This window comes from Thioalkalivibrio sp. ALJ16, assembly GCF_000377345.1.
GTDB lineage: Bacteria > Pseudomonadota > Gammaproteobacteria > Ectothiorhodospirales > Ectothiorhodospiraceae > Thioalkalivibrio.
Genome location: NZ_KB898046.1, coordinates 25,434 through 48,445, shown reverse-complemented (window position 1 = coordinate 48,445; position 23,012 = coordinate 25,434). Strand labels below are relative to the sequence as shown.

Annotated in this window: 21 protein-coding genes and 1 pseudogene; 14 read left to right on the top strand and 8 right to left on the bottom strand. The window is 66.0% G+C overall.

Annotated elements, in window-relative coordinates; translation table 11 throughout:
* Positions 1-68 precede the first annotated feature (68 nt).
* On the bottom strand, positions 69-1,979 hold the full coding sequence (locus D000_RS0109475) for a methyl-accepting chemotaxis protein (RefSeq protein ID WP_018873294.1): 1,911 nt from the start codon (positions 1,977-1,979) through the stop codon (positions 69-71).
* 252 nt (positions 1,980-2,231) lie between these two features.
* Positions 2,232-3,743, bottom strand: a complete 1,512-nt coding sequence (locus tag D000_RS0109470; protein WP_026279891.1) for a DASS family sodium-coupled anion symporter — start codon at positions 3,741-3,743, stop codon at positions 2,232-2,234.
* A 188-nt stretch (positions 3,744-3,931) separates the two neighbouring features.
* Between D000_RS0109470 and D000_RS0109465 the strand changes: the two genes are divergently transcribed.
* The 3 genes from D000_RS0109465 (at position 3,932) to argF (ending at position 6,739) form a co-directional block, all read left to right on the top strand.
* Positions 3,932-4,513, top strand: coding sequence for a superoxide dismutase (locus tag D000_RS0109465; RefSeq protein WP_018873292.1), 582 nt, complete (start codon positions 3,932-3,934; stop codon positions 4,511-4,513).
* 103 nt (positions 4,514-4,616) lie between these two features.
* On the top strand, positions 4,617-5,813 hold the full coding sequence (locus D000_RS0109460; protein WP_018873291.1) for an acetylornithine transaminase: 1,197 nt from the start codon (positions 4,617-4,619) through the stop codon (positions 5,811-5,813).
* On the top strand, positions 5,810-6,739 hold the full coding sequence (gene argF / locus D000_RS0109455; RefSeq protein ID WP_018873290.1) for an ornithine carbamoyltransferase: 930 nt from the start codon (positions 5,810-5,812) through the stop codon (positions 6,737-6,739). The genes D000_RS0109460 and argF overlap by 4 nt, the downstream gene beginning before the upstream one ends.
* 164 nt (positions 6,740-6,903) lie before the next feature.
* Here the strand turns inward: argF and D000_RS0109450 are convergent, their stop codons facing one another.
* A complete protein-coding gene (locus D000_RS0109450) occupies positions 6,904-7,548 on the bottom strand; it encodes a sulfite oxidase heme-binding subunit YedZ (RefSeq protein ID WP_081616662.1) in 645 nt (214 codons plus the stop codon).
* 27 nt (positions 7,549-7,575) lie between these two features.
* Positions 7,576-8,553, bottom strand: coding sequence for a protein-methionine-sulfoxide reductase catalytic subunit MsrP (gene msrP, locus D000_RS0109445; RefSeq protein ID WP_018873288.1), 978 nt, complete (start codon positions 8,551-8,553; stop codon positions 7,576-7,578).
* A 216-nt stretch (positions 8,554-8,769) separates the two neighbouring features.
* Between msrP and D000_RS0109440 the strand changes: the two genes are divergently transcribed.
* A complete protein-coding gene (locus D000_RS0109440) occupies positions 8,770-8,970 on the top strand; it encodes a PA3496 family putative envelope integrity protein (protein WP_018873287.1) in 201 nt (66 codons plus the stop codon).
* Between the two features lie 283 nt (positions 8,971-9,253).
* Here the strand turns inward: D000_RS0109440 and D000_RS0109435 are convergent, their stop codons facing one another.
* From D000_RS0109435 to D000_RS0109425, 3 genes are all read right to left on the bottom strand, one after another.
* Complete coding sequence (locus tag D000_RS0109435; protein ID WP_196800602.1) at positions 9,254-10,423, bottom strand: lipocalin-like domain-containing protein; 1,170 nt, start codon at positions 10,421-10,423, stop codon at positions 9,254-9,256.
* A gap of 110 nt (positions 10,424-10,533) precedes the next feature.
* The gene (locus tag D000_RS0109430) at positions 10,534-13,074 is read right to left on the bottom strand and encodes an ABC transporter permease (protein WP_018873285.1); all 2,541 of its coding nucleotides are present in this window, start codon (positions 13,072-13,074) and stop codon (positions 10,534-10,536) included.
* On the bottom strand, positions 13,071-13,784 hold the full coding sequence (locus D000_RS0109425) for an ABC transporter ATP-binding protein (protein ID WP_018873284.1): 714 nt from the start codon (positions 13,782-13,784) through the stop codon (positions 13,071-13,073). Before D000_RS0109425 ends, D000_RS0109430 begins: the two co-directional genes overlap by 4 nt.
* 519 nt (positions 13,785-14,303) lie before the next feature.
* Between D000_RS0109425 and mgtE (D000_RS0109420) the strand changes: the two genes are divergently transcribed.
* The 5 genes from mgtE (D000_RS0109420) (at position 14,304) to D000_RS0109400 (ending at position 19,159) form a co-directional block, all read left to right on the top strand.
* Positions 14,304-15,662: a magnesium transporter gene (gene mgtE, locus D000_RS0109420; RefSeq protein WP_018873283.1), complete on the top strand. Its 1,359-nt coding sequence runs from the start codon at positions 14,304-14,306 to the stop codon at positions 15,660-15,662.
* Positions 15,663-15,673: 11 nt separating this feature from the next.
* A complete protein-coding gene (mgtE, locus tag D000_RS0109415; protein WP_018873282.1) occupies positions 15,674-17,032 on the top strand; it encodes a magnesium transporter in 1,359 nt (452 codons plus the stop codon).
* A gap of 568 nt (positions 17,033-17,600) precedes the next feature.
* Positions 17,601-17,849 (top strand): type II toxin-antitoxin system Phd/YefM family antitoxin, encoded by a 249-nt coding sequence (locus D000_RS0109410; protein WP_017926719.1) that lies wholly within the window; start codon positions 17,601-17,603, stop codon positions 17,847-17,849.
* On the top strand, positions 17,842-18,264 hold the full coding sequence (locus D000_RS0109405) for a putative toxin-antitoxin system toxin component, PIN family (RefSeq protein ID WP_018873281.1): 423 nt from the start codon (positions 17,842-17,844) through the stop codon (positions 18,262-18,264). Before D000_RS0109410 ends, D000_RS0109405 begins: the two co-directional genes overlap by 8 nt.
* 412 nt (positions 18,265-18,676) lie before the next feature.
* On the top strand, positions 18,677-19,159 hold the full coding sequence (locus D000_RS0109400; protein WP_018873280.1) for a pilin: 483 nt from the start codon (positions 18,677-18,679) through the stop codon (positions 19,157-19,159).
* Between the two features lie 121 nt (positions 19,160-19,280).
* Here D000_RS0109400 and D000_RS0109395 read toward each other — a convergent pair.
* Positions 19,281-19,829: pseudogene (locus tag D000_RS0109395) on the bottom strand (IS3 family transposase); the annotation flags it as partial.
* Positions 19,830-20,136: 307 nt separating this feature from the next.
* Between D000_RS0109395 and D000_RS0109390 the strand changes: the two are divergent.
* The 5 genes from D000_RS0109390 to D000_RS0109375 all read left to right on the top strand — a co-directional run bounded on the left by D000_RS0109390 (position 20,137) and on the right by D000_RS0109375 (position 22,925).
* Positions 20,137-20,415 carry a BrnT family toxin gene (locus D000_RS0109390; RefSeq protein WP_018873278.1) on the top strand — a complete coding sequence of 93 codons (279 nt, stop codon included), beginning with the start codon at positions 20,137-20,139 and terminating at the stop codon, positions 20,413-20,415.
* Positions 20,390-20,695, top strand: a complete 306-nt coding sequence (locus D000_RS13915; RefSeq protein WP_081616660.1) for a BrnA antitoxin family protein — start codon at positions 20,390-20,392, stop codon at positions 20,693-20,695. The genes D000_RS0109390 and D000_RS13915 overlap by 26 nt, the downstream gene beginning before the upstream one ends.
* A gap of 198 nt (positions 20,696-20,893) precedes the next feature.
* Positions 20,894-21,136, top strand: coding sequence for a type II toxin-antitoxin system Phd/YefM family antitoxin (locus D000_RS0109385; protein ID WP_018873277.1), 243 nt, complete (start codon positions 20,894-20,896; stop codon positions 21,134-21,136).
* Positions 21,136-21,558, top strand: a complete 423-nt coding sequence (locus tag D000_RS0109380) for a type II toxin-antitoxin system VapC family toxin (RefSeq protein ID WP_018873276.1) — start codon at positions 21,136-21,138, stop codon at positions 21,556-21,558. Before D000_RS0109385 ends, D000_RS0109380 begins: the two co-directional genes overlap by 1 nt.
* A 215-nt stretch (positions 21,559-21,773) precedes the next feature.
* The gene (locus tag D000_RS0109375; protein WP_018873275.1) at positions 21,774-22,925 is read left to right on the top strand and encodes a transposase; all 1,152 of its coding nucleotides are present in this window, start codon (positions 21,774-21,776) and stop codon (positions 22,923-22,925) included.
* Positions 22,926-23,012 lie beyond the last annotated feature (87 nt).

Below are 23,012 nucleotides of genomic sequence, written 5' to 3'. Positions count from 1 at the left end.
CCGACTTCCTGTGAGCCGCTTTTGAGCTTGGCCCCGGCCGTTATCCCGAACGAAGCCGCGCGTCGTGATCAGACCTTGAACTGGCCCACGCGCTCCTGCTGCTCCGAGGCCAGCTTGGACAGTTCCTCGGCGGCGTTGCGGATCTGCTCGGAGCCGGACGCGGTCTGATCCAGCACCTCAGTGATGTTGGCCACGTTGCGGTTGATCTCCTCGGCCACGGTGGACTGCTCCTCGGCCGCACTGGCGATCTGGGTGTTCATGTCGCTGATGCGCGTGACCGACTGGGTGATCGCAACCAGCGACTCGCCGGCCAGATTCACCTGCTCCACGCTTTCGTGGGCCTTGGCACGACCATCCTCCATCGCCCGCACCGCCTCGCGCGTGCCGCTCTGCACGCGCTCGATCATCTGCTGGATCTCGTGGGTGGAATCCTGCGTGCGGCTGGCCAGGGTACGCACCTCGTCGGCCACCACCGCGAAACCGCGCCCCTGTTCTCCGGCCCGTGCCGCCTCGATCGCCGCGTTCAGCGCGAGCAGGTTGGTCTGGTCGGCGATGCCGCCAATCACCTCGAGGACCTTGTTGATCTCCTCGGCATCCTGGGACAGGCGCCCGACCACCTCCGCCGCGCTATCCACCTGCGCGGACAGGCCATTGATCGCATTGACCGTCTTCTGCACCACCTGCTGCCCGGCATTGGCGTCCTGATCGGTGCTTTGGGCCGCCGCGGCGGCATCCGCCGCATTGCGCGCCACTTCCTGCACCGTGGCGGTCATCTCGTTCATCGCAGTGGCCACCTGGTCGGTCTCGGCCTTCTGTCGCCGCACCTGTTCGTTGGTCTCCTCGCTGGTCGCGGAGAGCTCGTTCGCGGCGGCCGCGACCTGATCGGAGCCAGCTGCGACCTGCTGGATCAGTGCCCGGATCTTTTCGACGAAGGCATTGAAGGCCTCCGACAGTTCGCCCAGCTCGTTGCGCCCGGAAACCTCGAGCTTGCGCGTCAGATCGCCCTCGCCACTGGCGATGTCGTTCAAGCGCACCACGGTCTGGCACAGCGGCCGCACGATGCTGCGCGTGAGCAGCCAGGCCATCAGCGCGCCGAGCAGGACCACCGCCGTGCCGACAGCGACCACCGTACCGGTGGCATTGCGCGTCATCGCCACGTAGGCGGAACGATCCACCATCAGCTCGAGCACGCCGACCGCGTCACCCGAGAAGTCCCGCACCGGACGCCCGATCACAGCCATCGGCGTGCCGTTGTAACGGACCTGGCGCACGATCTCGTCGCCATCCAGCACCCGGCGCATCTCGGCCTCGCTGAAGCTCGAATCCCCGTCGATGGTCCCGCCAAAGCGGCTGAAGCGGCCGTCACTGCGCAGATACAGCGCCACCGGCGCCTCGGTATCGGCCGTGAAATCCTCGAAGAAGGAATCGCCAAAGGACAGGCCGAACTCCACCGACCCGACGTGCTCGCCCTGGTGCGCGATCGGCGCAACGCCGCGGATCCCGAGGCCGGCCACGCCTTCCTCGAGCCCCGACACCGGCGCGCGGGAGGCATTGGTCTCGACCACCGTCTGGCGGAAACCGGAGAGGTCATCGCCGTAGCGATCCGGTCGATGCACCCGCAGGAAGGAGGTCGCCGGCGGGGTATGGAACTGGTACTGCTCCGCCCCGTAGCGCTCGCGCAGGGCATCGAACGTCGGCACCGTCAGCTCGGCGAGCCGGTCCCGATCCCCGGCCGCCAGCGCGGCTTCCACGTCCGGTATCCGCGCCACGGTCTCGGCCATCGAAGTGGCGCGCGCCGCCTCCTGATCCAGACGACCGATCAGCTGCTCCGCCAGATCGTTCATCTCGCGTTGTTCCGCGCGTTCCCCCATGGTCCCCAGGCTCTGGACCACCACGACCAGCGTGACGACCACCGCCAGCACGACCAGCAGGATAATGCCGGCCATCAGCCGGATACCGATTCGGATGTTGTCGAACATGTGTGGGCTCCCTCAGTCCCTGCGATCTCGTTTTCCGGCATGCACGGGGTCGCCGGGTTACAGGCTGTTTAACGGCTGCGGTCGCGGGGACTTGAGCGAAACCATCCCACACTGCCCACCATCGCTGGCTCTACCGATAACTGTAGACGCTGACGAGCGCCGAAGGGCGCGGGATTCTACCGACACAGGGTGCAAACCGGTAGCCCGCAAGGCCAACGCGGAACGGGGCCGGCACAGAGACGGGACGGCCCGTCAGGCAAGTACGAGGCGTTCGGCGAGGAAATACACCGCGAGGCTGACCAGCAGGATCGCCACCAGCGACAGCGGTGCACCACCGCGGATCATGTCGACCACGCGCAGGCGGTTGCTCGCGAACACAATGGCATTGGGCGGCGTAGCCACCGGCAGCATGAAGGCCACCGAGGCCGCGAAGGCCACCGGCAGGGCCAGCAACAGCACGGGAATCTCCATGCGCATCGCCAGCGCCGCCACCAGGGGCAGCAGGGTGGCCGCGGTGGCGGTATTGCTGGTCACGTGGGAGAGCGCCATGGTGACCACGACCACCCCGCCCATTACCAGGATCAACGGCCAGGCCTGCGCCGCGATCAGGGCATCGGCCGCGAGCTCCGCCAGGCCACTGGACTCGATCGCCGCCCCCAGGCTCAGACCGCCGCCGACCAGCAGCAGCACGCCCCAGGGCAGCTCCCGGGTATTGTCCCAGGCCAGCAGCGCGCGCTGCTCGCGCGAGCCCGAAGGCAGCAGAAACAGCAGGCCCGCCCCGAGTATCGCGATACCGGCGTCGGTCAGCTCCAGCGGCAGCCAGTCATCCAGCAATGGGCGCGACAACCACAGCAGGGCGACCAGCGCGAACACCCCCGCCACCCGTTTCTCCGCGACCGACCAGGCCCCCACCTCGGCACGCTGCTCGTCCAGCAGCGAGGCCAGGCCATTGAGGCGCACCCGATGGACGGGAAAGACCCAGCGCGTCAGCAGCCACCAGGCCAGCGCCAGCAGCGTCGCGGCCAGGGGCAGGCCCAGCAGCATCCACTGCACGAAACCGATCTCGATGGCGTGCCGGTCCGCCAGGTAGGCGGCGGTCAGCGCATTCGGGGGCGAGCCGATAATCGTCGCCATGCCGCCGATGTTCGCGGCGAATGCAATCCCCAGCAGCAGGGCCAGCGCGGGTCGCCGCGCATCGGCACCTGCCCCCTGCCCGCTCGGTTGCGCGCCTTTCTCGATCAGGGCCAGCACCGACAGCGCAATCGGCAGCATCAGGGCCGCCGTCGCGGTGTTGCTGACCCACATCGAAAGCCCCGCCGTCGCCAGCATGAACGCCCCGACCAGCATGTGCAGGTGATCCCCCGAACGCACGAGGATCGCCAGCGCCATGCGCCGATGCAGATTCCATCGCTGCACCGCCAGCGCAATCGCGAAGCCGCCCATGAACAGGAAGATGATCGGGTTGGCGTAGGGTGCGGTCGCCTCGTCCATCGGAACCACACCCAGCAGCGGCAGCAGTGCAATCGGCAAAAGCGCCGTGACCGGCAGCGGCAACGCCTCGCTGATCCACCAGGTCGCCATGAACAGGGTCAGCCCCAGCACCCACCAGGCCGCCGGCTCGAATGCCGCCGGTGCCGGTATCACCAGGAACAGCCCGAAGATCGCCGGGCCGAGCATCAGGCCGATGCGCCCGCGCCAGTTCACCGGAGCGGGTGCCGGGGCCGCAGTTTCGGGTTGCCGTGACGTGTCGTCGCTGTCCGCCATGGGCCTCTGTGTTCAGGAGGGGCCTGTTGATAAGGCAACGCGGAAAATCCGCGCTTCCTTAAAACCAACCCTCATTATCGGGAATTGCATCACCCGGGCAACGTGACTATCGTTGACGCGTTACAGGACGGTCCCCGCCCGGGGCACCGTTCATCCAGTTTCTCACGACACGAATCAAGGAGTCTTTCATGGCCTACGAACTGCCCGAACTGCCCTATGCCAAGAACGCGCTGGAGCCGCACATCTCCGCCGAGACGCTGGAATTCCATCACGACAAGCACCACGCGACCTACGTGACCAAGCTGAACGGCCTGCTGCCGGGCTCCGAGTTCGAAAACGCCACGCTGGAAGACATCGTCAAGAAGGCCCCGGCCGGCGGCATCTTCAACAATGGCGCCCAGGTCTGGAACCATACCTTCTACTTCAACTGCATGGGTCCGGACGCCGGCGGCGAGCCGTCCGGCAAGCTGGCCGACGCGATCAACAGCGCCTTCGGTTCGTTCGATGCCTTCAAGGAAAAGTTCAACGACTCCGCGGTCGCCAACTTCGGTTCCGGCTGGACCTGGCTGGTGCAGAACGGCGACGGCTCGCTGGAGATCGTGAATACCTCCAACGCCGCGAATCCGATGCGTGATGGCAAGACCCCGCTGCTGACCTGCGATGTCTGGGAACACGCCTACTACATCGATTACCGCAATGCCCGCCCGAAGTACCTCGAGAACTTCTGGGCCGTGGTGAACTGGGACTTCGTTGCCCAGCAGATGAAGTAACGCCCCAAGCGGCGATATACTTGGCGCCTTTGGCCGCATGGCGCGGCCGCGCCTTTCATCGAGCCGGCGGCCCTCCGCCGGCTCTTTGGTTTCGGAGAACCCCATGAGCGACGCCCTGCAGAACACCTACAAGCGCCTGCCCGTTGCCTTCGAGCGCGGCGAAGGCGCCTGGCTGTGGGATACCGACGGCAAGCGCTATCTCGACGCGCTGTCGGGGATCGCGGTGTGTGGCCTCGGGCATGCCCACCCCAAGGTGGCCCAGGCCGTCTGCGACCAGGCCAGCACCCTGGTACACACCTCGAACCTCTATCGCATCCCGCTGCAGGAACAGCTGGCGCGGCGCCTGTGCGCGCTGTCCGGCATGGACCGCGCCTTCTTCTGCAATTCCGGCGCAGAGGCCAATGAAGCGGCGATCAAGCTCGCCCGCCTGCATGGCCGCGCCCGCGGCGTCGCCGAGCCCAAAATCGTGGTGATGGAGGGCAGCTTCCATGGCCGCACCATGGCGACTCTGTCGGCCACCGGCAACGCAAAGGTCCGGGCCGGCTTCGAACCCCTGGTCTCCGGCTTCGTGCACGTAGCGCACGGGGACGCCGATGCGGTCGAGGCGCTGGCAACCGACCCTGACGTGGTCGCCATTCTGGTCGAGCCGGTCACCGGCGAAGGCGGGATTCATGTCCCGCCCCCCGGCTACCTGCGGCGCCTGCGCGAACTGTGCGACCGCACCGGCTGGCTGCTGATGCTGGACGAGATCCAGGCCGGCATCGGCCGGACCGGCCACTGGTTTGCGTTCCAGCACGAGGCCGTCACCCCGGACGTGATCAGCCTGGCCAAGGGTCTGGGCAATGGCATCCCGATCGGTGCCAATCTAGTCGCCGGCGCCGCCCGGGACCTGTTCAGCCCCGGCATGCACGGGACCACGTTCGGCGGCAACCCGCTGGTATGCCGGGCCGCACTGGCCGTGCTCGACGTGATGCAGGACGAGGCCCTGTGCGAACAGGCCGCACGCCAGGGCGAGCTGCTGCTGGCACGGCTGCGCGACCGCCTCGCCGCGCATACCGGCGTGGTCGCCGTACGCGGTCGCGGCCTGATGATCGGGGTCGAACTCGACCGCCCTGCCGGCGAGCTGGTGATGGCCGCCCTGGAACGAGGGCTGATCCTCAACGTAACCGCCGAGCGGGTGATCCGCCTGCTGCCCCCGCTCATCATCGACGACGCCCAGGTGGAACAGATCGCCGCCACCGTAGCCGACCTGGTGGAGGCCTTTCTTGCCTCCCCCCAAGCGAACGAGGTCCCCGCATGAACCCACGCCACTACCTCTCGTTTCTCGACCTCTCCGGAGACGAGACCCGCGCCCTTATTCAGCGCGCGATTGAGCTCAAGCAGCAACTGAAGTCCGGCGAACACCATGACGATCTGCTGCGCGGGAAGACCCTGGGCATGATCTTCGAGAAGTCCTCCACCCGGACCCGGGTCTCGTTCGAGGTGGGCATGCAGCAGCTGGGTGGCAACGCCCTGTTCCTGTCCCCGCGCGACACCCAGCTGGGCCGTGGCGAGCCGATCGAGGACACCGCCCGCGTGCTCTCGCGCATGGTCGACTGCGTGATGATCCGCACCTACGAACACGAGAAGATCGAGCTGTTCGCCAAGCACGCCTCGGTGCCCGTCATCAACGGCCTGACCGACTTCGAACACCCGGCCCAGCTGCTGGCCGACCTGCAGACCTATTTCGAACATCGCGGCGATATCCACGGCAAGCGCGTGGCCTGGATCGGCGACGGCAACAACATGTGCCACAGCTACATGTACGCCGCGCGCCTGCTGGACTTCCAGCTGGTGGCCGCCTGCCCCGAGGGCTACGATCCGGAACCCGGCGTCGTCGATACCACGCGCGAACACTTCGAACTGACCCGCGATGCCCGCGCCGCCGCCGAAGGCGCGGACCTGGTCGTCACCGATGTTTGGGCCAGCATGGGCCAGGAGCAGGAAAAGAGCGCGCGCCGCCGCGCGTTTACCGGCTTCTTCGTCGATGCCGACCTGATGCGCCTGGCCAACGACGATGCCCTGTTCATGCACTGCCTCCCCGCCCACCGCGAGGAAGAGGTCTCGACAGAGGTGCTGGAAGGCCCGCAAAGCGTCGTCTGGGACGAGGCCGAAAATCGCCTGCACGCGCAGAAGGCCCTGCTCGAGTTCCTCATCACCCTAAACGCCGGCCAGCCGCCGTCTTGAGGGCGAAAAGCGTTAACAGGAAGATGGGGAGTCAGGAAGGGTTATTGGTGAGGTGGCATCCCCGGCGCGGCGGCTAGCATCGCGCGGTGGGCGAAATCTCAGCCTCCACAATCAGAAGCTTCCTGTCTTCCCGTCTTCCTGTGAAACCCCCTTGACCCGGACCTTCAGGCGGCGGCGCGGCGGCGGGCCTGGACCCGGCGGCTGTGCCAGCGGTAGGCGATGCGCCAGCCCAGCAGGGCCGTCAGGATGGCCGCGTACAGCGCGACCTCGGCATAGTCGGCACGGGCCAGCCACAGGAAGTGCAGCACCGCCAGCACGCCGGCCACATACACCCCCCGATGCAGCCAGAGCCATTTCCGGCGCAGCCAGCGCTGCGCCGCAGTGGTCGAGGTCAGTGTCAGGAGCAGCAGGATCACCCAGGCCGCAAACCCCACCATCACAAACGGGCGCTCGGTCAGGTCATAGAACACCAGCTCCCAGTCAAAGAACAGGTCCACCCCGAGCCAGATCAGTGCATGCGCAGTCACGTAGACGAACGCGACCAGGCCCAGCATGCGCCGCAGCCGGGCAATCCAGGCAAACCCCGTCAGCTGCCGCAACGGCGTCACCGCCAGCGCCACCAGCAGCGCGATCATCGCGTGGGTGCCGGAGAGCTCCAGCAGCTTCTCGACCGGGTTCACGCCCAGCCCGCCAAAGCCGCCCAGCGTGCGCAGGCCGATCCAGAGCGCGGGCAGTAGCGACACCAGCAGCACCGCCCACCAGACCGCTCGTGGCGACAGCCCCCCAGCGCGTTCTTTTGAAACCGTCACACCCACACCGGTTCAGCCAGCACCCGTTCAGAAGTACTCGCGCAGGTCCATGCCCTCGTACAGCGAGGCGACCTCGTCTCCGTAGCCATTGAACATCTCCGTTCGCTGGCGCCGGAACTCGCCGATCCGCCGCTCGGTGCGCTGCGACCAGCGCGGATGGTCCACGTTCGGGTTCACATTGCTGTAGAAGCCGTATTCGTCCGGCTGCGCCTGGTTCCACAGGGTCGGCGGCTGGCCCTCGACGAAGCGGATGTGCTGGATGGACTTGATGCTCTTGAAACCGTATTTCCAGGGCACGACCAGGCGTAGCGGCGCCCCGTTCTGATTCGGCAGCACCTCGTCGTACAGACCCACCGCGAGGATGGTCAACGGGTGCATCGCCTCGTCCAGGCGCAGGCCCTCGGTATAGGGCCACTGCAGCCCACCGGAACTGGCCCGGCGCCGGGGGCGCTGCCCCCGCAGGTTTTCCGGATCGTGAATGCTCTCGAACGCTACATAGCGGGCATCGCCCCGCGGCGCCGCCTTTTCGATGATGCGGTTGAGCTCGAAGCCGATCCAGGGGATCACCATGGACCAGCCCTCCACGCAGCGCATGCGGTAGATGCGCTCCTCCAGCGACCAGGGGCTAATGAAGTCCTCCACCGCGTACTCGCCCGGGTTGTCGCACAGCCCGTCCACGGTGATGGTCCAGGGGTCCGTCTTTAGCTGGTCGGCGTAGGTCTTTGGATCCCCCTTGCCGGGGCCCATCTCGAAGAAATTGTTGTAACTGGTGATCTCGTCGTACGAGGTCTTCGCCTCGTCGGTCGAGAACGCACTCGGCTCGAACTCCAGCTCGTACCCGCGCAGGGCCGCCGCAGCAGGCAGCGCCATGCCAAGACTGCCGAGCGCCACGCCGGCCCCGAGACCGACGCCTGCGCGCAGGAACTCGCGCCTGCGGGCGTAGATCTCCCGAGGCGTGACCTCGCTACGGGAACACTCGGAACGACGTCGGGTACGGATCAGCATGCTCGGCCCTCGCGAATGGGTCACACGGCGGCGGAAAGCGCAACCGCTCGTGCTCCATGGACCAGCCGTATCCGTCCGAGTTCGCCACCCAAGCACCATAAGGAGACACGCGCGAGCATAAGAATTTTCTGCTTGCGCAGGTCCGAAAACCCTTTATAAGGCTTTTCTGATACCGCAGTCCGGGGTGGCCCGGCCGGCTTGTCAGGAGACCCGACAATGGATCCGACGATCGACGACGCGACTGATGGCGCCGACGAGATCGCCAGCCTGTTCGACACTCAGCTCGTCAACGACCGTGGCCCGGCGCGTCATGCCGCCCGCCGCACCCTGGAACGCCTAATGGAAGAACGCGCCCTGCGCGCCCACCTTCAGGACGACTTCGACCTCGACATCCCGCACGAGGCGATGGACTGGTAACAGCCCGGGGTGGCATCGCGCCACCCCTCTCCTGCAGGCCGTCCTGTTGCACCACAGAGGACACGGAGAACAGCCAGGTCAAAAGCGATTAACAGGAAGATTGGAAGGAAGGGTTGCTGTGGGGTGCCCGGGTTAGCCCTGCGCGCCAGGGCTGATCATGACCCGGATGCAGCACTGCCGGCACCCAAAAAAGCCTTCCGGTCTTCCAATCTTCCTGTGAATGCTTTTCGCATTTGACCTGGCTGTTCTCCGTGTCCTCTGTGCGCTCTGTGGTAGAAACGCCCTAGTCGTCGTACCCCGTCAGTTCCACAAAGCCTCGCCCGATAGCCTCGCCGTCCGGGTCGAGGATATCCACGGCGCCCTCCCAATAGCGGATCACGGTGTCCATCTCCTGTTCGTCGCGGATCGCGCGCACGGTGAATTCGCGTGACGCCGAGCCGTCCGGCGGCGCGATAAGCATGGCCCACTCCACCGGATAGCGGTTGCCGGAGGGCTGCGTGGCCCAGCGCCGGGGCTCCAGTTCGACCTGCGCGGGCTCCAGCAGCCGGTCGTCGGCGTCCGCCGGCATCCAGCGGCCCTTGGATAGCGGGTGTGGCTGCCCGTCCGCCTTGCGCAGCTGGTAGTACATCACGTCCAGCCCGTCGGCGAACTGCAGCGCGAACCAGTCCCAGCCCACCTGATCCTCGGACAGCGCACTGGTGCTCCACTCGCGGTCCATCCAGGCCTGACCCGTTACCGCCAGGCGCCCGTGCTGCGCGCGCTCGACCTCCCCGCGCACCGCGATGCGTGGCATGGAGTAGTAGTAGGAGGCATTGCCCGGTTCCGGACCCTTCTGGCTGAGCCCCGCCTCGCCCTGGAGGACCGGGCCGCGCAGGGGCTCCAGTTCCAGCGCCAGCCGGTAGTCGTCCACGCTGAAGTCCAGCGTCCAGCGGTCCCGGTCCAGATGCGCGAGCTGCCAGTCCTCGGCCCAGACCCGACCGACCGGATCGGACGCACCCGCCAGCCCCGCCCCGTCGCGCACGAAGCGCTCCTCGGAGGCGTGGTGCCCGGCCTCGCGATCGACCACCGCCGTATGCGCCATCCAGATATCCGGGCTGGCCCAGGCCGATTCGTGCCAGCGGGCATCCCCCGAAAGCTCCGGTGCGAGCCCGACGCGGAAGAAGGTGATGTGAAAGCCCAGCCGCTCGCCCTCCGGCCCGTCGAGATTGCCGGTCACATACCACCACTCGTTACGAAACCCCGGATGCGGCCCGTGATCACGCGGAAACTCGAATTCCCGCGGCGCATCGGCGCGGCGGAACCCGTCCGTCTCCTCCCCGCCCAGGGCCTCGCCCACGCGCAGGCCGGACACCTCGGCCTCGCGCGCATCCGGCGGCTCCGCCCCGCCACAGGCCGCCAGCAGCACCACGAGCCCAACCAGCACCAACAGGCGCAAAATCTTATGAGGAAACATCTCCAGGAGCACCTGTGGGAGCGGGCTCGCCCGCGAAGCCCCTGCCCGCGTCGGGCTCTGGCAAGATCCTTTCGCGGGCAAGCCCGCTCCCACATGCATCAACCGCTCCATCACGGCACCTCCCGCAACGCCGGCACCAACCGCATGCGTGCCATGCGCCAGGCCGGGATCAGCGCCGCCAGCAGCGCAGCCCCCATGCCCAGGGCGACGGTCTCGCCGATCTCGCGGACTGGCCAGCGCAGGTCCATGCCCCAGCCGAAGGCCTCGCGGTTGATCACCTCGATCAGCAGCCAGCCCATGCCCAGCCCCAGCGGGATCGCGGCCAGCGCGGCAAAGCCCCCCAGCACCGCGCCCTGAAACACCACCAGCCCGCGCACCCCGCCGGGCAGCAGACCCAGGCTGCGCAGCGTGGCGAACTCGCGCGCGCGCTCCATCTGCAGCGCCATCAGCGCCCCGAGGATCGCGATGAACGCGACCAGCAGTGTGATCACCCGCAGCAGGTGCGTGATCGCAAAGGTGCGGTCGAAAATCGCCATCGACTCCTGCTCTATATCGCCGGGCCGCGTAACCATGGCCGCCGTCTCGCGCTCGGCCAGCCACGCCTCCAGGCGCTCGATCACCACGGCGGCATCCGCGCCGTCGGGCAGACGCAGCCCAAACGATCCCACCTCCTCGGCACCGGCCGTGCCCGCGTAGAACCGCTCGCCCAGCATCAGCACGGTGCCCTGCGGGCTGCCGTAGTCGCGATACACGCCCGCCACCTCGAACATCCGCCGACCGTCGTCCACGCGGATCTCCAGGCGATCGCCCACACCCACGTCGTGATGGGCCGCAAAGGGCTCGGTGACCAGCACCGCATCACGCTCGCGCAGGCGCTGGTCGAGTGCCGCGCCCGTGGTCTCGGCCCGCAACAGCGGCAGGTAGTCCAGCCAGACCGGGTGCGGCTCGACGACAAAGAGATCGATCATCCCGGCATCGCTCGGTGTGTCCTGGCTGGAGCCGGTGCTGACCGACTCCGCCTCGGCGATGCGGGCGAGCGGCTCCCCCCAGTCCGCGGGCAGGCGCGCCCCGTTACGCGCCGCGGCGGGCGCCACCGGCACCACGTACACATCCGAGGTAAGCGCCTGCCCCAGCCACTGCTCCACGCTGTCGCGAAAACTCCCGACCATCACCGACACGCTGATCGCGGCCGCCAGGGCCAGCGTCAGCGCCGAGGTGGCCGGCGCGCTGCGCGACAGGCTCCGCTCCAGACTGCGCACCCCGATGCGCGGCAACGTCTGACCGCGACCCAGCCGTGCCAGACCGCTCAGCACCCCGGCCAGCACCAGCGGGATCAGCAGCACAAAGCCGGTAATCAGCAGAAACAGCGCGACAAAGCTGCCCACCAGCCCCCCGATCCCGAGCAGCAATATCACACCACCCGCCGCCAGCAGCACGACCGCCGCCACGGCCAGACCGCGCAGACCCCGGCGCGCCCGCCGCTCCAGCCGCCCGCGGCCGAGGCTGCCTGGGCTGGCCGCCCGTGCCGCCTCCCAGGCCGGGGCGAGCGCCGCCAGCAGCGACAGCCCTACCCCCAGCGCGATCACCGCCAGCAGCGCCAGCGGACGCGGCGTCACCTCCGTTACCGCCACCACAAAGAAATGATCCGTCACCGTCTGCGCGACCTGGCCGACCAGCACCTGCGCAAGACCCATCCCGACCAGCACCCCCAGCAGCGTGCCGATCACACCGACCAGCAAGGCCTCCAGCATCACCACGCCGAACAGCGCCCGCCGACCGGCCCCCACCAGGCGCAGGCTCGCCAGCACCTCGCGTCGGCGCAGCACCGCAAAGGTCTGGGTGTTGTAGATCAGGAAGGCGGCAATCAGCAGCGCCAGCAGGCTCATCGCCGTCAGGTTGATGCGGAAGGCCTGCGCCAGCTCGCGCGAGGCCTGGTCGCGCGCCGCCACTGGCACGAGTTCCAGCCCATCCGGCAACCGCTCCGCGAAGGCGTCGATGTCAGCCTCATCGAGGCGCACGTCGATACGATCGAGCCGCCCCGGCCGGCCGAGCAACGTCTGTGCGGTGGCGATATCCGTGACCCACAGCGAGCCACCCTCGTCGTCTGACTCGGCCGCCGGTTCGTCACGCTCCGCCGCGCGGTCGAGCAGTGTGACCTCGAAGCGCCCGGCAGCAGTCTCGAGCGCAAGGCGGTCCTCGTGGGCCATCCCGGAACCCGCCCACCAGCCACTCGGCGGCAGGATCGTGCCCGGCTCGGTAACGAGCCGCTGCACCGGGGCATCCCCGATATCCGAGGCCGCCCCGCGGAACGGGCCCTCGGCCAGCGGATCGACCCCCAGCACATAGATCGTGCGCCCGTCCGGCAGCCGCGCGGGCCCCTCCACGATCGGCGCGCTATCGCGCCAGCCGGCCAGGCGCAGATCCCGGTAATGTACCTCGTCGAAACCCCGGGCCGGCCCCAGGACCTGGTGGGTCGCCGTTCCCGCCACCTCGTCCATCGAACGGTCGAACGCGCGCTGCGCCGACTGGTTGGCCAGGTCCACCGCCAGCACCACGGCCACGGCGATCACCACACCCACCAGCGTCAGCAGCCGCTGCAAGGGGCGCCTGCGCCAGTCGCGCAGCCAGGCCTTTACCAGCAGCAGGCTCACGTCGCCGGGGTCTCCGCGGCGCGATCCTGCAGATGGCCGTCCTGCATGCGCAGCACGCGGTCCAGACGCCCGGCCAGATCGTCGCTGTGCGTAACCAGTAACAGGGCACAGCCGGTCGCCCGCACCTGCTCCAGCAACAGCGCGAACACCTCCTCGCCGGTGCGCGAGTCGAGGTTGCCGGTCGGCTCGTCCGCCAGGATCAGCGTCGGCCGGTGCACCAGCGCCCGCGCGATCGCCACGCGCTGCTGCTCGCCCCCGGAGAGCTGCTCCGGCTCGCGCCCGGCCTTGTCCCCCAGGCCCACGGCCGCCAGCTGCGCCGCGGCCCGTTCGCGGCGCAGCGCGGCATCCAGATCCGTCGCCAGCTCCAGCGGCAGCATCACGTTCTCCAGCGCCGTGAGCGTGGGGATCAGATGAAACGACTGGAACACGATGCCGACCTGCGCGCGCCGCAGCCGCGTGCGCGCCGCCTCGTCCAGCCCTGCCAGGGCCTGCCCGGCCAGGCGCACCGTGCCCGCGTCCGCCGGCTCGAGCCCGGCGGCCAGATGCAGCAGCGTGGACTTGCCGCTGCCGCTCTCGCCGACAATCGCCACGCATTCGCCCGCGCCCAGTTCGAGATCCACGCCATGCAGCACCTCCCCCTCGCCGGGGTAGGCAAACCCTACATCCGTCATGGACAGGACCATGCCGGCCACCGAGCCTTGCTCGTCCATCGCATGCACCTTTTCTGAGTCACAAATCGTTGCGTCAGCCCGACGCCGAGTGGTTCGCCTGCAAGCAGGCTCCTGCAAGGCAGGACAATCCCCTGCAGGAGCCTGTTTGCAGGCGAACGGAGGGCCCATAACCGGGTCCAGGAACACACCCCACCACCCAACGCTCAGCACTCATCGACCCGCGGACTGGCTGGCCCATCACTGACCATGAAGAGTAGATGAATGTTTCAAAACCCCGCACAAGCGGTTGATTGACGCCCACCATGCGTTAGAATGAGCAGCATCTCCACACACGGGAATGTGCCTTGAAACGTCGATCACGCAATCGATCTATCCGCGCCTAGCGGCAAGCGCCCGTTCTCGAACCGGTCGTTTTCCGTCAGGCCTCTTTGATCAAAGAGCCGGAAATGACCGGGCCCCATGCCCGATCCAAACCGGACCAAGACACCGCATCCGTGCGGCGCCTGGCAAGGCTCTGTATTCAGCCCCAGGCCCGTCGATTATTGCCGGGAGTAAGGCATGGATTCGCATCTGGAACAATCCATCATCGAGCTGAAGGAGCTGCTGCGCCTGGATGAGCGCGACGGCATTCAGGAACTGCTCGACTACATGCGCGTGCAGGACATCGCGCATGCGCTGATGGAGGTGAACGACCACGATCTCGGAATCGTGTTCAACCTGCTGGAGCCTGGACGCAAGGCGGATGTCTTTTCCTACCTCGACACCGCGCACCAGATCCGGCTGCTTGAGGCCTCGCCGAAAGACGATGCCCGCTTCATCCTCTCGGAGATGGAGGCGGACGACCTCACCGGCCTGCTCCAGACCCTGGATCCGGAGGCCCTGCGTGGCTACCTGCGGCTACTGCCGTTCCGTGCCATCCGCCGCGCCCTCAAACAACTCAACTATCCGGAGGACTCCGCTGGCCGAGTAATGTCACCGGATGTCGTCGCGGTGGATCCGGACTGGTCGCTGAAAAGGGCGCTCGCCTTCATCCGCCGTAACGCGGATGAACACTCGAATAACGTGATCTTTGTGGTGGATCAGGAACGCGTGCTGCTTGCCGCCGTGCCGATCCGGCACTTCCTGCGCGCCTCGGCAGACAGCCCGGTGCGCGAACTGCTGAGCGAATCCGACCCGATCACGATCGGGGTATCCGAGTCGGCCGTCGAGGCCGCGCGCAAGATCCAGCACTACGACCTCGAGACCCTGCCGGTCGTCGGGGAACATGGCGAGCTGCTTGGGGTGATCACGGTCGACGACGTGATGGACGTGCTGGAGGCCGAATCCACCGAGGATTTCCACAAGATCGGGGCGGTCGGCACCCTCCCGCTCTCGCCGCAGGATGCGAGTCCCTTTCTGCTGTATCGCAAGCGCGTCGGCTGGCTGATCGGTCTGGTCGCGTTCAACACCATCGGCGCACTGATGATCTCGCAGTACGAGGAGGCCATCGAGGCCCTGGTGGTGCTGGTATTCTTCCTGCCGCTGATTATCGACTCCGGCGGTAACGCGGGTGCTCAGAGTGCCACGCTGATGGTGCGCGCCCTGGCTACCGGCGAGGTCACATCGAAGGACTGGCTGCGACTGTGGGGCAAGGAGCTCGGCGTGGCCGTCGGGATCGGCGTGACCATGGGGCTGGCCGTATCTGTGCTCGGCCTGTGGCGGGGCGGGGCCGACATCGCCCTGATGGTCGCGATTGCGATGACGCTGATCGTCGCCTTTGCCAGCATGGTCGGCATCCTGCTCCCGTTCATCCTCAGTCGCCTGAAGCTGGACCCGGCCACCGCCAGCGTGCCGCTGATCACCGCCATCGCCGACCTCGGCGGCATCATGATCTATTTCTCCCTGGCCGTAGCGATGCTCGGCCTGGCGACTCCGTAGGGGACTGACCGATGAGCCCGACCGACGACGACATCCAGACCCTGCCGGATACGCTCAAGACCGCGCTGAACCAGCCCACGGATGACGCGCTGCGTGGTCTTTGCGATGCCCATGCCAGCGCCGACCTCTCGGATGCGCTGGAGGCGCTGCCGGAAGACCGGATGCTGGACTTCTTCCGCCGCCTCGACGTGGCCTGCTCCGCCGAGGTGTACGCCCACCTGGAGCCCGATCACCAGACGCGCGTGCTGCATGCGCTCGACGAAGACCATGCGAGCCAGCTGATGTCCGCGCTGTCCTACGACGACGCCGCCTCGGTCCTCGAAGGATTGCGCGACGAGCACGCCGAATCCCTGCTCGAGTCCCTGCCGGACGACGACCAGGAGGCACTCGAAACGCTGCTCGGCTACCCGGAGGAAAGTGCCGGGCGCCTGATGACACCGGAATACGCCACCGTCCAGCCGGACTGGTCCGTGGCCGAGGCCATGGATCACCTGCGCGACCGCCACGCACTCGCGGAAACGGTCAACACCATCTTCGTGACCACGCCGGAGGGCGAACTGCTCGGCTGGGTGCGTCTGAAAGAGCTGCTGCTGTCGCGACCCACCATCAGCGTGCGCGAGCGCATGCATACCGATGTCGTGAGCATCGCGGCGGAGGAAGACCGCGAAGAGGCCGCCCACCGCATCGGGCATTACGACCTCGACGTCCTCCCCGTGGTCGACGACAACGGCCACCTGCTCGGCATCATTACCGTCGACGACGTGATGGACGTGCTGCGCGCCGAGACCACCGAGGACTTCCACCGCATGGCGGCAGTCGGCGACATGGTGCTCTCCCTGCGCGACGCCAGCATGAGCCTGCTCTACCGCAAGCGCATCGGCTGGCTCCTGATCCTGGTCGCGGTCAACATCTTCGCCGGCATCGCCATCGGCTACTACGAGGCCGCGATCGAGGCCGTGGTCGCGCTGGTCTTCTTCCTGCCCATGGTCATCGCCTCCGGCGGCAACGCCGGGGCCCAGGCCGCAACACTGGTCGTGCGATCACTCGCGGTGAACGACATACAACTACGCGACTGGTGGCGCCTCGGCGGCAAGGAAGTGCTGGTCGCCACCGCGCTGGGCGTCACCCTCGCCGCCGCCATCTGGGTCTCCGGCAACTGGCTGGGCACCGTCGAGGTCGCCAACGCCATCGCCCTGGGCATGTTCTTCGTGATTGTCTTCGGCTCGCTGTTCGGCATGCTCCTGCCGTTCGCCCTGACCCGCTTCGGCATCGACCCGGCCGTGGCCAGCGCCCCGCTGATCACCTCCGTAATCGACATCGTCGGCATCCTGATCTACTTCGGCGTCGCCGTCGCCGTCCTCGGCCTCTAACCCCAACGGGCTGTTACCCGCAGCCCCTGCGGGAGCCGCCCTTGTGGGAGCCGCCCTTGTGGGAGCAGGCTTTGTGGGAGCGGGCTTGCCCGCGAAGCCCCTGCCAGAGCGCGATACCAGCACCGCACCACCGTAGAAGAAGCCCCTGTACAAACGACCTCTGGGGAGGCAGAGCCATGGGCGAGCGCCCTTCGTGGGAGCGGGCTTGCCCGCGAAGCCCTCGCCAAAGTATGACACCCGCACCGCGCCACCCCCTCGTTACCGCTCTCAAGCACCACCCCACCAGGCCCCCGACGAGCCAAGGCTGCCCCTCCTCATACCGGCACCCCACCGCCATCCCGGCCGCAGCGAAGCAAAGAACCGGACTCTCCACCGATGAGCGAAACCCACCGCATACCGGACCACCACCGAGGACCACCCGGAACAACGACCAAATCGGCAATAGCCCCCGAGACACACATCAGCGGTCCAATCCACGAACCGACCGCCTGAACCCGATACCGCCGGCGATAGCGCCACCCCTAACTATTTTGTACAATCTGTACCTAATAGACAGAAAGGAACCGGCATGCGTACCGTCAGCGCAAGCGAAGCCAAGCAGGGCCTGGCAGCCGTCATCGAATCCGCGCGCAAGGAGCCCGTCATCATCCAGCGCCAGAAACGCGATGTGGCCGTGGTCCTTTCGCCCGAAGAATACGAGCGCCTGGTCCACCTGAACGTGAATGAGTTCCGCCGGTTCTGCGACCAGATCGGTGGCAAGGCCGAAGCGGCCGGCCTGACCCAGGAAAAGCTCGACCAACTGCTCGCGGATGACTGAGTCCAAGCGGCAGCGCCGATGGGTACTGGACACCAACCTGCTCGTCAGCCGCCTCCTGGTTCCATCCGGCCCCGCTGCGCGGGCCGTTGACCACGCACTCGACCGGGGCATCCTCCTGGTCTCGGAGGCCACCCTCGACGAGCTCGTCCAGGTTCTCTCGCGCCCCAAATTCGATCCCTACATCAGTCAAGCGGAGCGACAGCAGTTCATCCGCCTGCTGGGTGGCATTGCACGGTTCGTTACGATTACCACCCCGATCACGGCCTGTCGTGACCCGAAAGACGACAAATTCCTCGAAGTCGCCATCCACGGCGAGGCCCATGCCATCGTCACCGGAGACGGCGACCTGCTCGATCTCGATCCGTTCCACAGCATCTGCATCCTCCGCCCCGCCGATCTCCTCACCCAGCGCTGAACTGCACCCGCACCCAATCCACTTGTCGCGCAGAGCCTTGTCCACCCTGTAGGAGCCGCCTTGCCCGCGAAGCCCCCGCCAAAGCGCGACACCAGCAACGCCCCAGCCGCAGCCCGCTCCCCGTCATACCACGCCCCAGTCATCCCGGCCGCAGCGCAGCGAAGAGCCGGGATCTCCCACCCCGACCCAAACCCCAGGCCACCTGACCACCGACGTCACCCTAGGTGACCATTTTTGTCAGTTGTGTCACATCCCTCCCACCGAAACCGTCCCATGACGGCCCTGCAACCGCGCCCCCAACGCATTTCCGAAAAGGCTCGCCTTCCTGGCACACCCATTGCTAATATCCAGACAGCTGCCTTCGGGCGGCCGGGCCGCCGGCCCCGCTTTCATCACACAAGGGAGTACGACCATGCAGAAGAAGACCGCCCAAAAGGGCTTTACGCTTATCGAGCTGATGATCGTTGTGGCGATTATCGGGATTCTGGCGGCGATTGCGATTCCTGCCTACCAGGACTATACAGCCCGAGCACAGGCCTCTGAGGCTCTTTCCGTCACAGCAGGACTCCGGGCAGACATTGCCGAACGCGTCGCATTGGGCCAGGTCGACAACCTCGACAATATCGTGGAAACCAACACGGATCTGGCTGGCCGCTACGTAGCCACAGTCGACGTCGATGAAGACGGCCTGATTACCGTGGTGTTCGGAACTGCTGGTGTTGCCAACCCAATTTCGGGCGCCACCATGCTTATTGGTCCCGTCAACACTGCGGGGGATGAGATTATTGATGTCGATGACACCATCGATCGCATTGAAGGCTGGGGTTGCGAATGGGCGGAAGGCGCAGACGCCCCCGCCGATAACCTGCTCCCCGGTGGATGCCGCCTTAACTAAGTCAGGTCCAAAAAAACATAGGGTAAAGACACCCACTTAGCACTGTAGCCCCGGCCTTGCGCCGGGGCTTTTTTCTGGTTCATTGTGAACCGTACCGACTTTTCCTGTCCACTTCCCCGGATTAGGTCCACGCATAACTAGAGGTTTCCGGGTGGTGTAGCTGCCGGTATTCGACCGGCGTGAGATCCCCCAGCGAGTCGTGGGGGATGGTTTCGTTGTAGTCCTGCAGCCACTGCTCGGTGTGTTCCCGGACTTCGGTCAGCGTTCGGAAGACGTAGAGGTCCAGGACCCCTCGGCGGTAGCTGCCGTTGAACCGTTCGATGAACCCGTTCTGCATGGGCTTGCCCGGCTGGATGAAGCTCAGTTCCACGCCCCGCTGCTCGGCCCAGTCGGCGATCGCGGCCGAGACGAACTCGGGACCATTGTCGAGGCGGAGTTGCTGGGGATAGCCCCGCCAGGCCGCAATACGCTCCAGCACCCGGATCACACGGGGTGCGGGCAGATTCAGATCGATCTCCACCGCCAGCGCTTCCCGGTTGAAGTCATCTACGACGTTGAAGGTGCGAAAGCGCCGTCCGTCCCACAGCGCATCCGACATAAAGTCCGCTGACCAGCACGCGTTCGGAGCTTCGGTCGATGCCAGAGGTCGTGGCTCCCGTGGTGGTAAGCGGCACCCACTCTCCGGGACACCCACTTTGTCATGGGGCATCCTTCGGGACACTCACGTTGTTTTCGCAGCCACTCTCCGGGACACCCACTTTGTCATAAGCCGGATTCACCGACACCAGCGACACAACCAATTGGCGCGGGGCTCCGCACGCATTCCCAGTCCGCTCCTTCCCCCCAGGGCCACTAGCCATCCCCGGTGTTTTCGCCGTGGCGCGTTATGGCTTGCCAACGACCGGGATTGCCCGAGGGTCCGCGGCTGACCCAACCCGCCAATTGCATTCACCAGTTCCTGTGCATACAGTAATTCTATGGAGATCGAGTTTGACGCAGACAAGGACGCTGCGAACCTGGCGAAACACGGAGTCTCACTCGGCGATGCCCTTGGGCTCGAATGGGATACGCTCCTGGCCATGGAAGACCGACGGAAAAGCTACGGCGAACGCCGAATGCTCGGGTACGCCTTAATGGGAGAACGCTTGTATTGCGTCGTGTTCACCGATCGATCGTCCGTGCGGCGAATCATCAGCCTGCGCAAAGCCAACAACCGGGAGATTGCGCGTTATGTCGAAATCACTAACGCTACGTAGCGGTCGTCGGGTCGTCTTGAACGACTCCGACGAGGAATCGTCCATTCAGGCCGGAATCGATGCCGATTCAGAGACCCGGGAACCTTCCGAAGACGAGACGAAAGCCCTGCGACGCGTCGGTCGCCCACCTCTGCCTGTGACTAAAGAGCGCATCACGATCCGTCTGTCGCCAGACGTCGTGGAAGCATTCCGCGCCACCGGAAAGGGTTGGCAGACGCGAATGGACTCGGCTTTGAAAGACTGGCTCAAGGACCATAACCCGACTTCTAATAATCGTTAATGCTCGGCTCTGCGGCAGTGAGCGTCCGGAGGCGGACAGCAACCGCTGGCATCCGCTGGGACACCCACTTGCGGATATAAGCCGGATTCGCCGCCGCAAGCCCCGCGTCTGCACCCCCGGCCCCTCGCGCAAACCCATTTCCGCGACAGTTGTAACTAAGGTATGATATGACCATCTACATGGTCAGGAGAGTGCGAAATGCCCGAGCCGACGGTTAGCCTGGCGAACGCCAAAGCCCACCTGAGCGAACTGGCGGAACGCGCTGCGGCAGGTGAATCCATCCTCATCACCAAGCGAGGCAAGGCCGTCGTACGCCTTTCCAGCGCCACGGCACCCAAAAAACCGATTGATGCAAATGCGCTCCGTGCAGTGACGGATGCCCAGCAACACGGGTCCGATGAGGCCTTCATGCGACACATCCGCGACGATGCTCGCTACTGATGCGCTATCTGGACACCAGCATCCTGGTTGCGGCGCTCACTCGCGAGCCCCGTACCGAAGATATGCAAAATTGGCTGGCGGCACAGGGCCCCGATTCGCTATGCATCAGTGACTGGGTGCTCACGGAGTTCTCCGCGGCCTTGTCCATGAAGGTTCGAATGGAAATCCTGGCACCCCGGGAACGGGCAACCGTGCTTGGCGCATTTGCAGCGTTGCGGGAATCGTCGCTCTCGACCCTGACGGTCTCATCCATCGATTACCACACCGCTGCCCATTTCGCCGACGATCATGCCTCCGGGTTGCGCGCTGGGGACGCCCTTCACCTGGCCATTGCGTACAACCACGGCGTGGAACTTTGCTCTCTCGACAAAACGCTCATGGCCGCTGCAGAACCCATGGGCGTCAATGCGACGTTGCTGTAACGAGAACCCGCCCAGCCTTCCGAGCGTTCCGCACCAGCCTGCCGAATCACCCACTTTCCCGATCCTCTGGGACACCCACCCTCCTTACTCCCGATCCTCTGGGACACCCACCCTCCTTACCGTTCTCCTGAAAACCCGCAAGACAATGGCTATGCTATCGGCAGGAGCGCAACGGACAGCGTTCCAGCAGGCCTACTCCACGGAAGGAGTCCATCATGACCCAACCCCGCTCGACCCTCGTCTCTCTGGACGATACGCCCTGGTACCACGTGGTCTCGCGCTGCGTGCGACGCGCCTTTCTGTGCGGCCACGATGCACACACCGGCCGCTCCTTCGAACACCGGCGAGGCTGGATCGCCGACCGCATCAAGCAACTCGCTTCGGTATTCGCCATCGACATCGCGGCCTACGCGGTGATGAGCAACCATTTTCACATCGTGGTCCGGGTGGACGACACGCGGGTCCAGGGCCTGGGGCGCGACGAAATTCTGAGTCGGTGGACTCAACTCTTTTCCGGACCCACTCTGGTGCAGCGGTATCTGGCGGATGCGGAACGGCTCGGTCAAGCGGAAATCGTGCTCGTGGACGCCTGGGCGGAGACATATCGCTCGCGTCTGGCTGATCTGTCGTGGTTCATGCGCGTGCTGAACGAGTCGATCGCACGGCAAGCCAACGCCGAAGACGGGGTGACAGGGCGCTTCTGGGAAGGACGCTTCAAAAGCCAGGCGCTCCTCGACGAGCAGGCTGTGCTGACCGCCATGGCCTACGTTGACCTCAACCCCATCCGGGCCGGGATCGCGGATACGCCCGAGCGTTCGGATTACACATCGGTTGCCGAGAGGACCGACCGGCTCCTCAGGTCGGCCAAGGACGACGACCCGCGAACCTGCGGGCCAGCGAGGATCGATGCAGCCGATTCAACGAAAGTGTGCATGAGACGCTCGTACCGAATCTCCAGGGCGGCCGGGCATCAGTGGCGTGCGGATCCACAGGATGCAGAATCCCTGAACCCCGAGTGGGCCCTGAATCGTCTGCCGGGCGCCCCGCTACTGCCATTCGATGCCACTGGCCGGACGGAACCAGCGGTGCCCTTTGGGTTCGAGGACTACCTGCAGCTCGTGGAGGCAACCGGCCGCGTGATCCGCGAAGACAAGCGCGGCTTCATTGATGGCGAAACCCCACCCTTGCTGGTACGTCTGGGAATCGACCCCGACCAGTTCATCCGCACCTCCAGCCGCATGCTGCGGCAATTTGGCAGCGTGGTGGGGACACCGGCTCGCATCACGGCCCGGTGCGACGCGCGCCAGACCCGCTATTTGCGAGGCATCGGGGCCGCCCGCAAGCTCTTCCCCAATCGCGCTGCCTGACACCGTCGACAGCAATACAGACACCAACGGCCGGGATTCGCAGACACTCTGTGCCATCGAGGCCGGGAGATTTCAATTCTGGAGGAC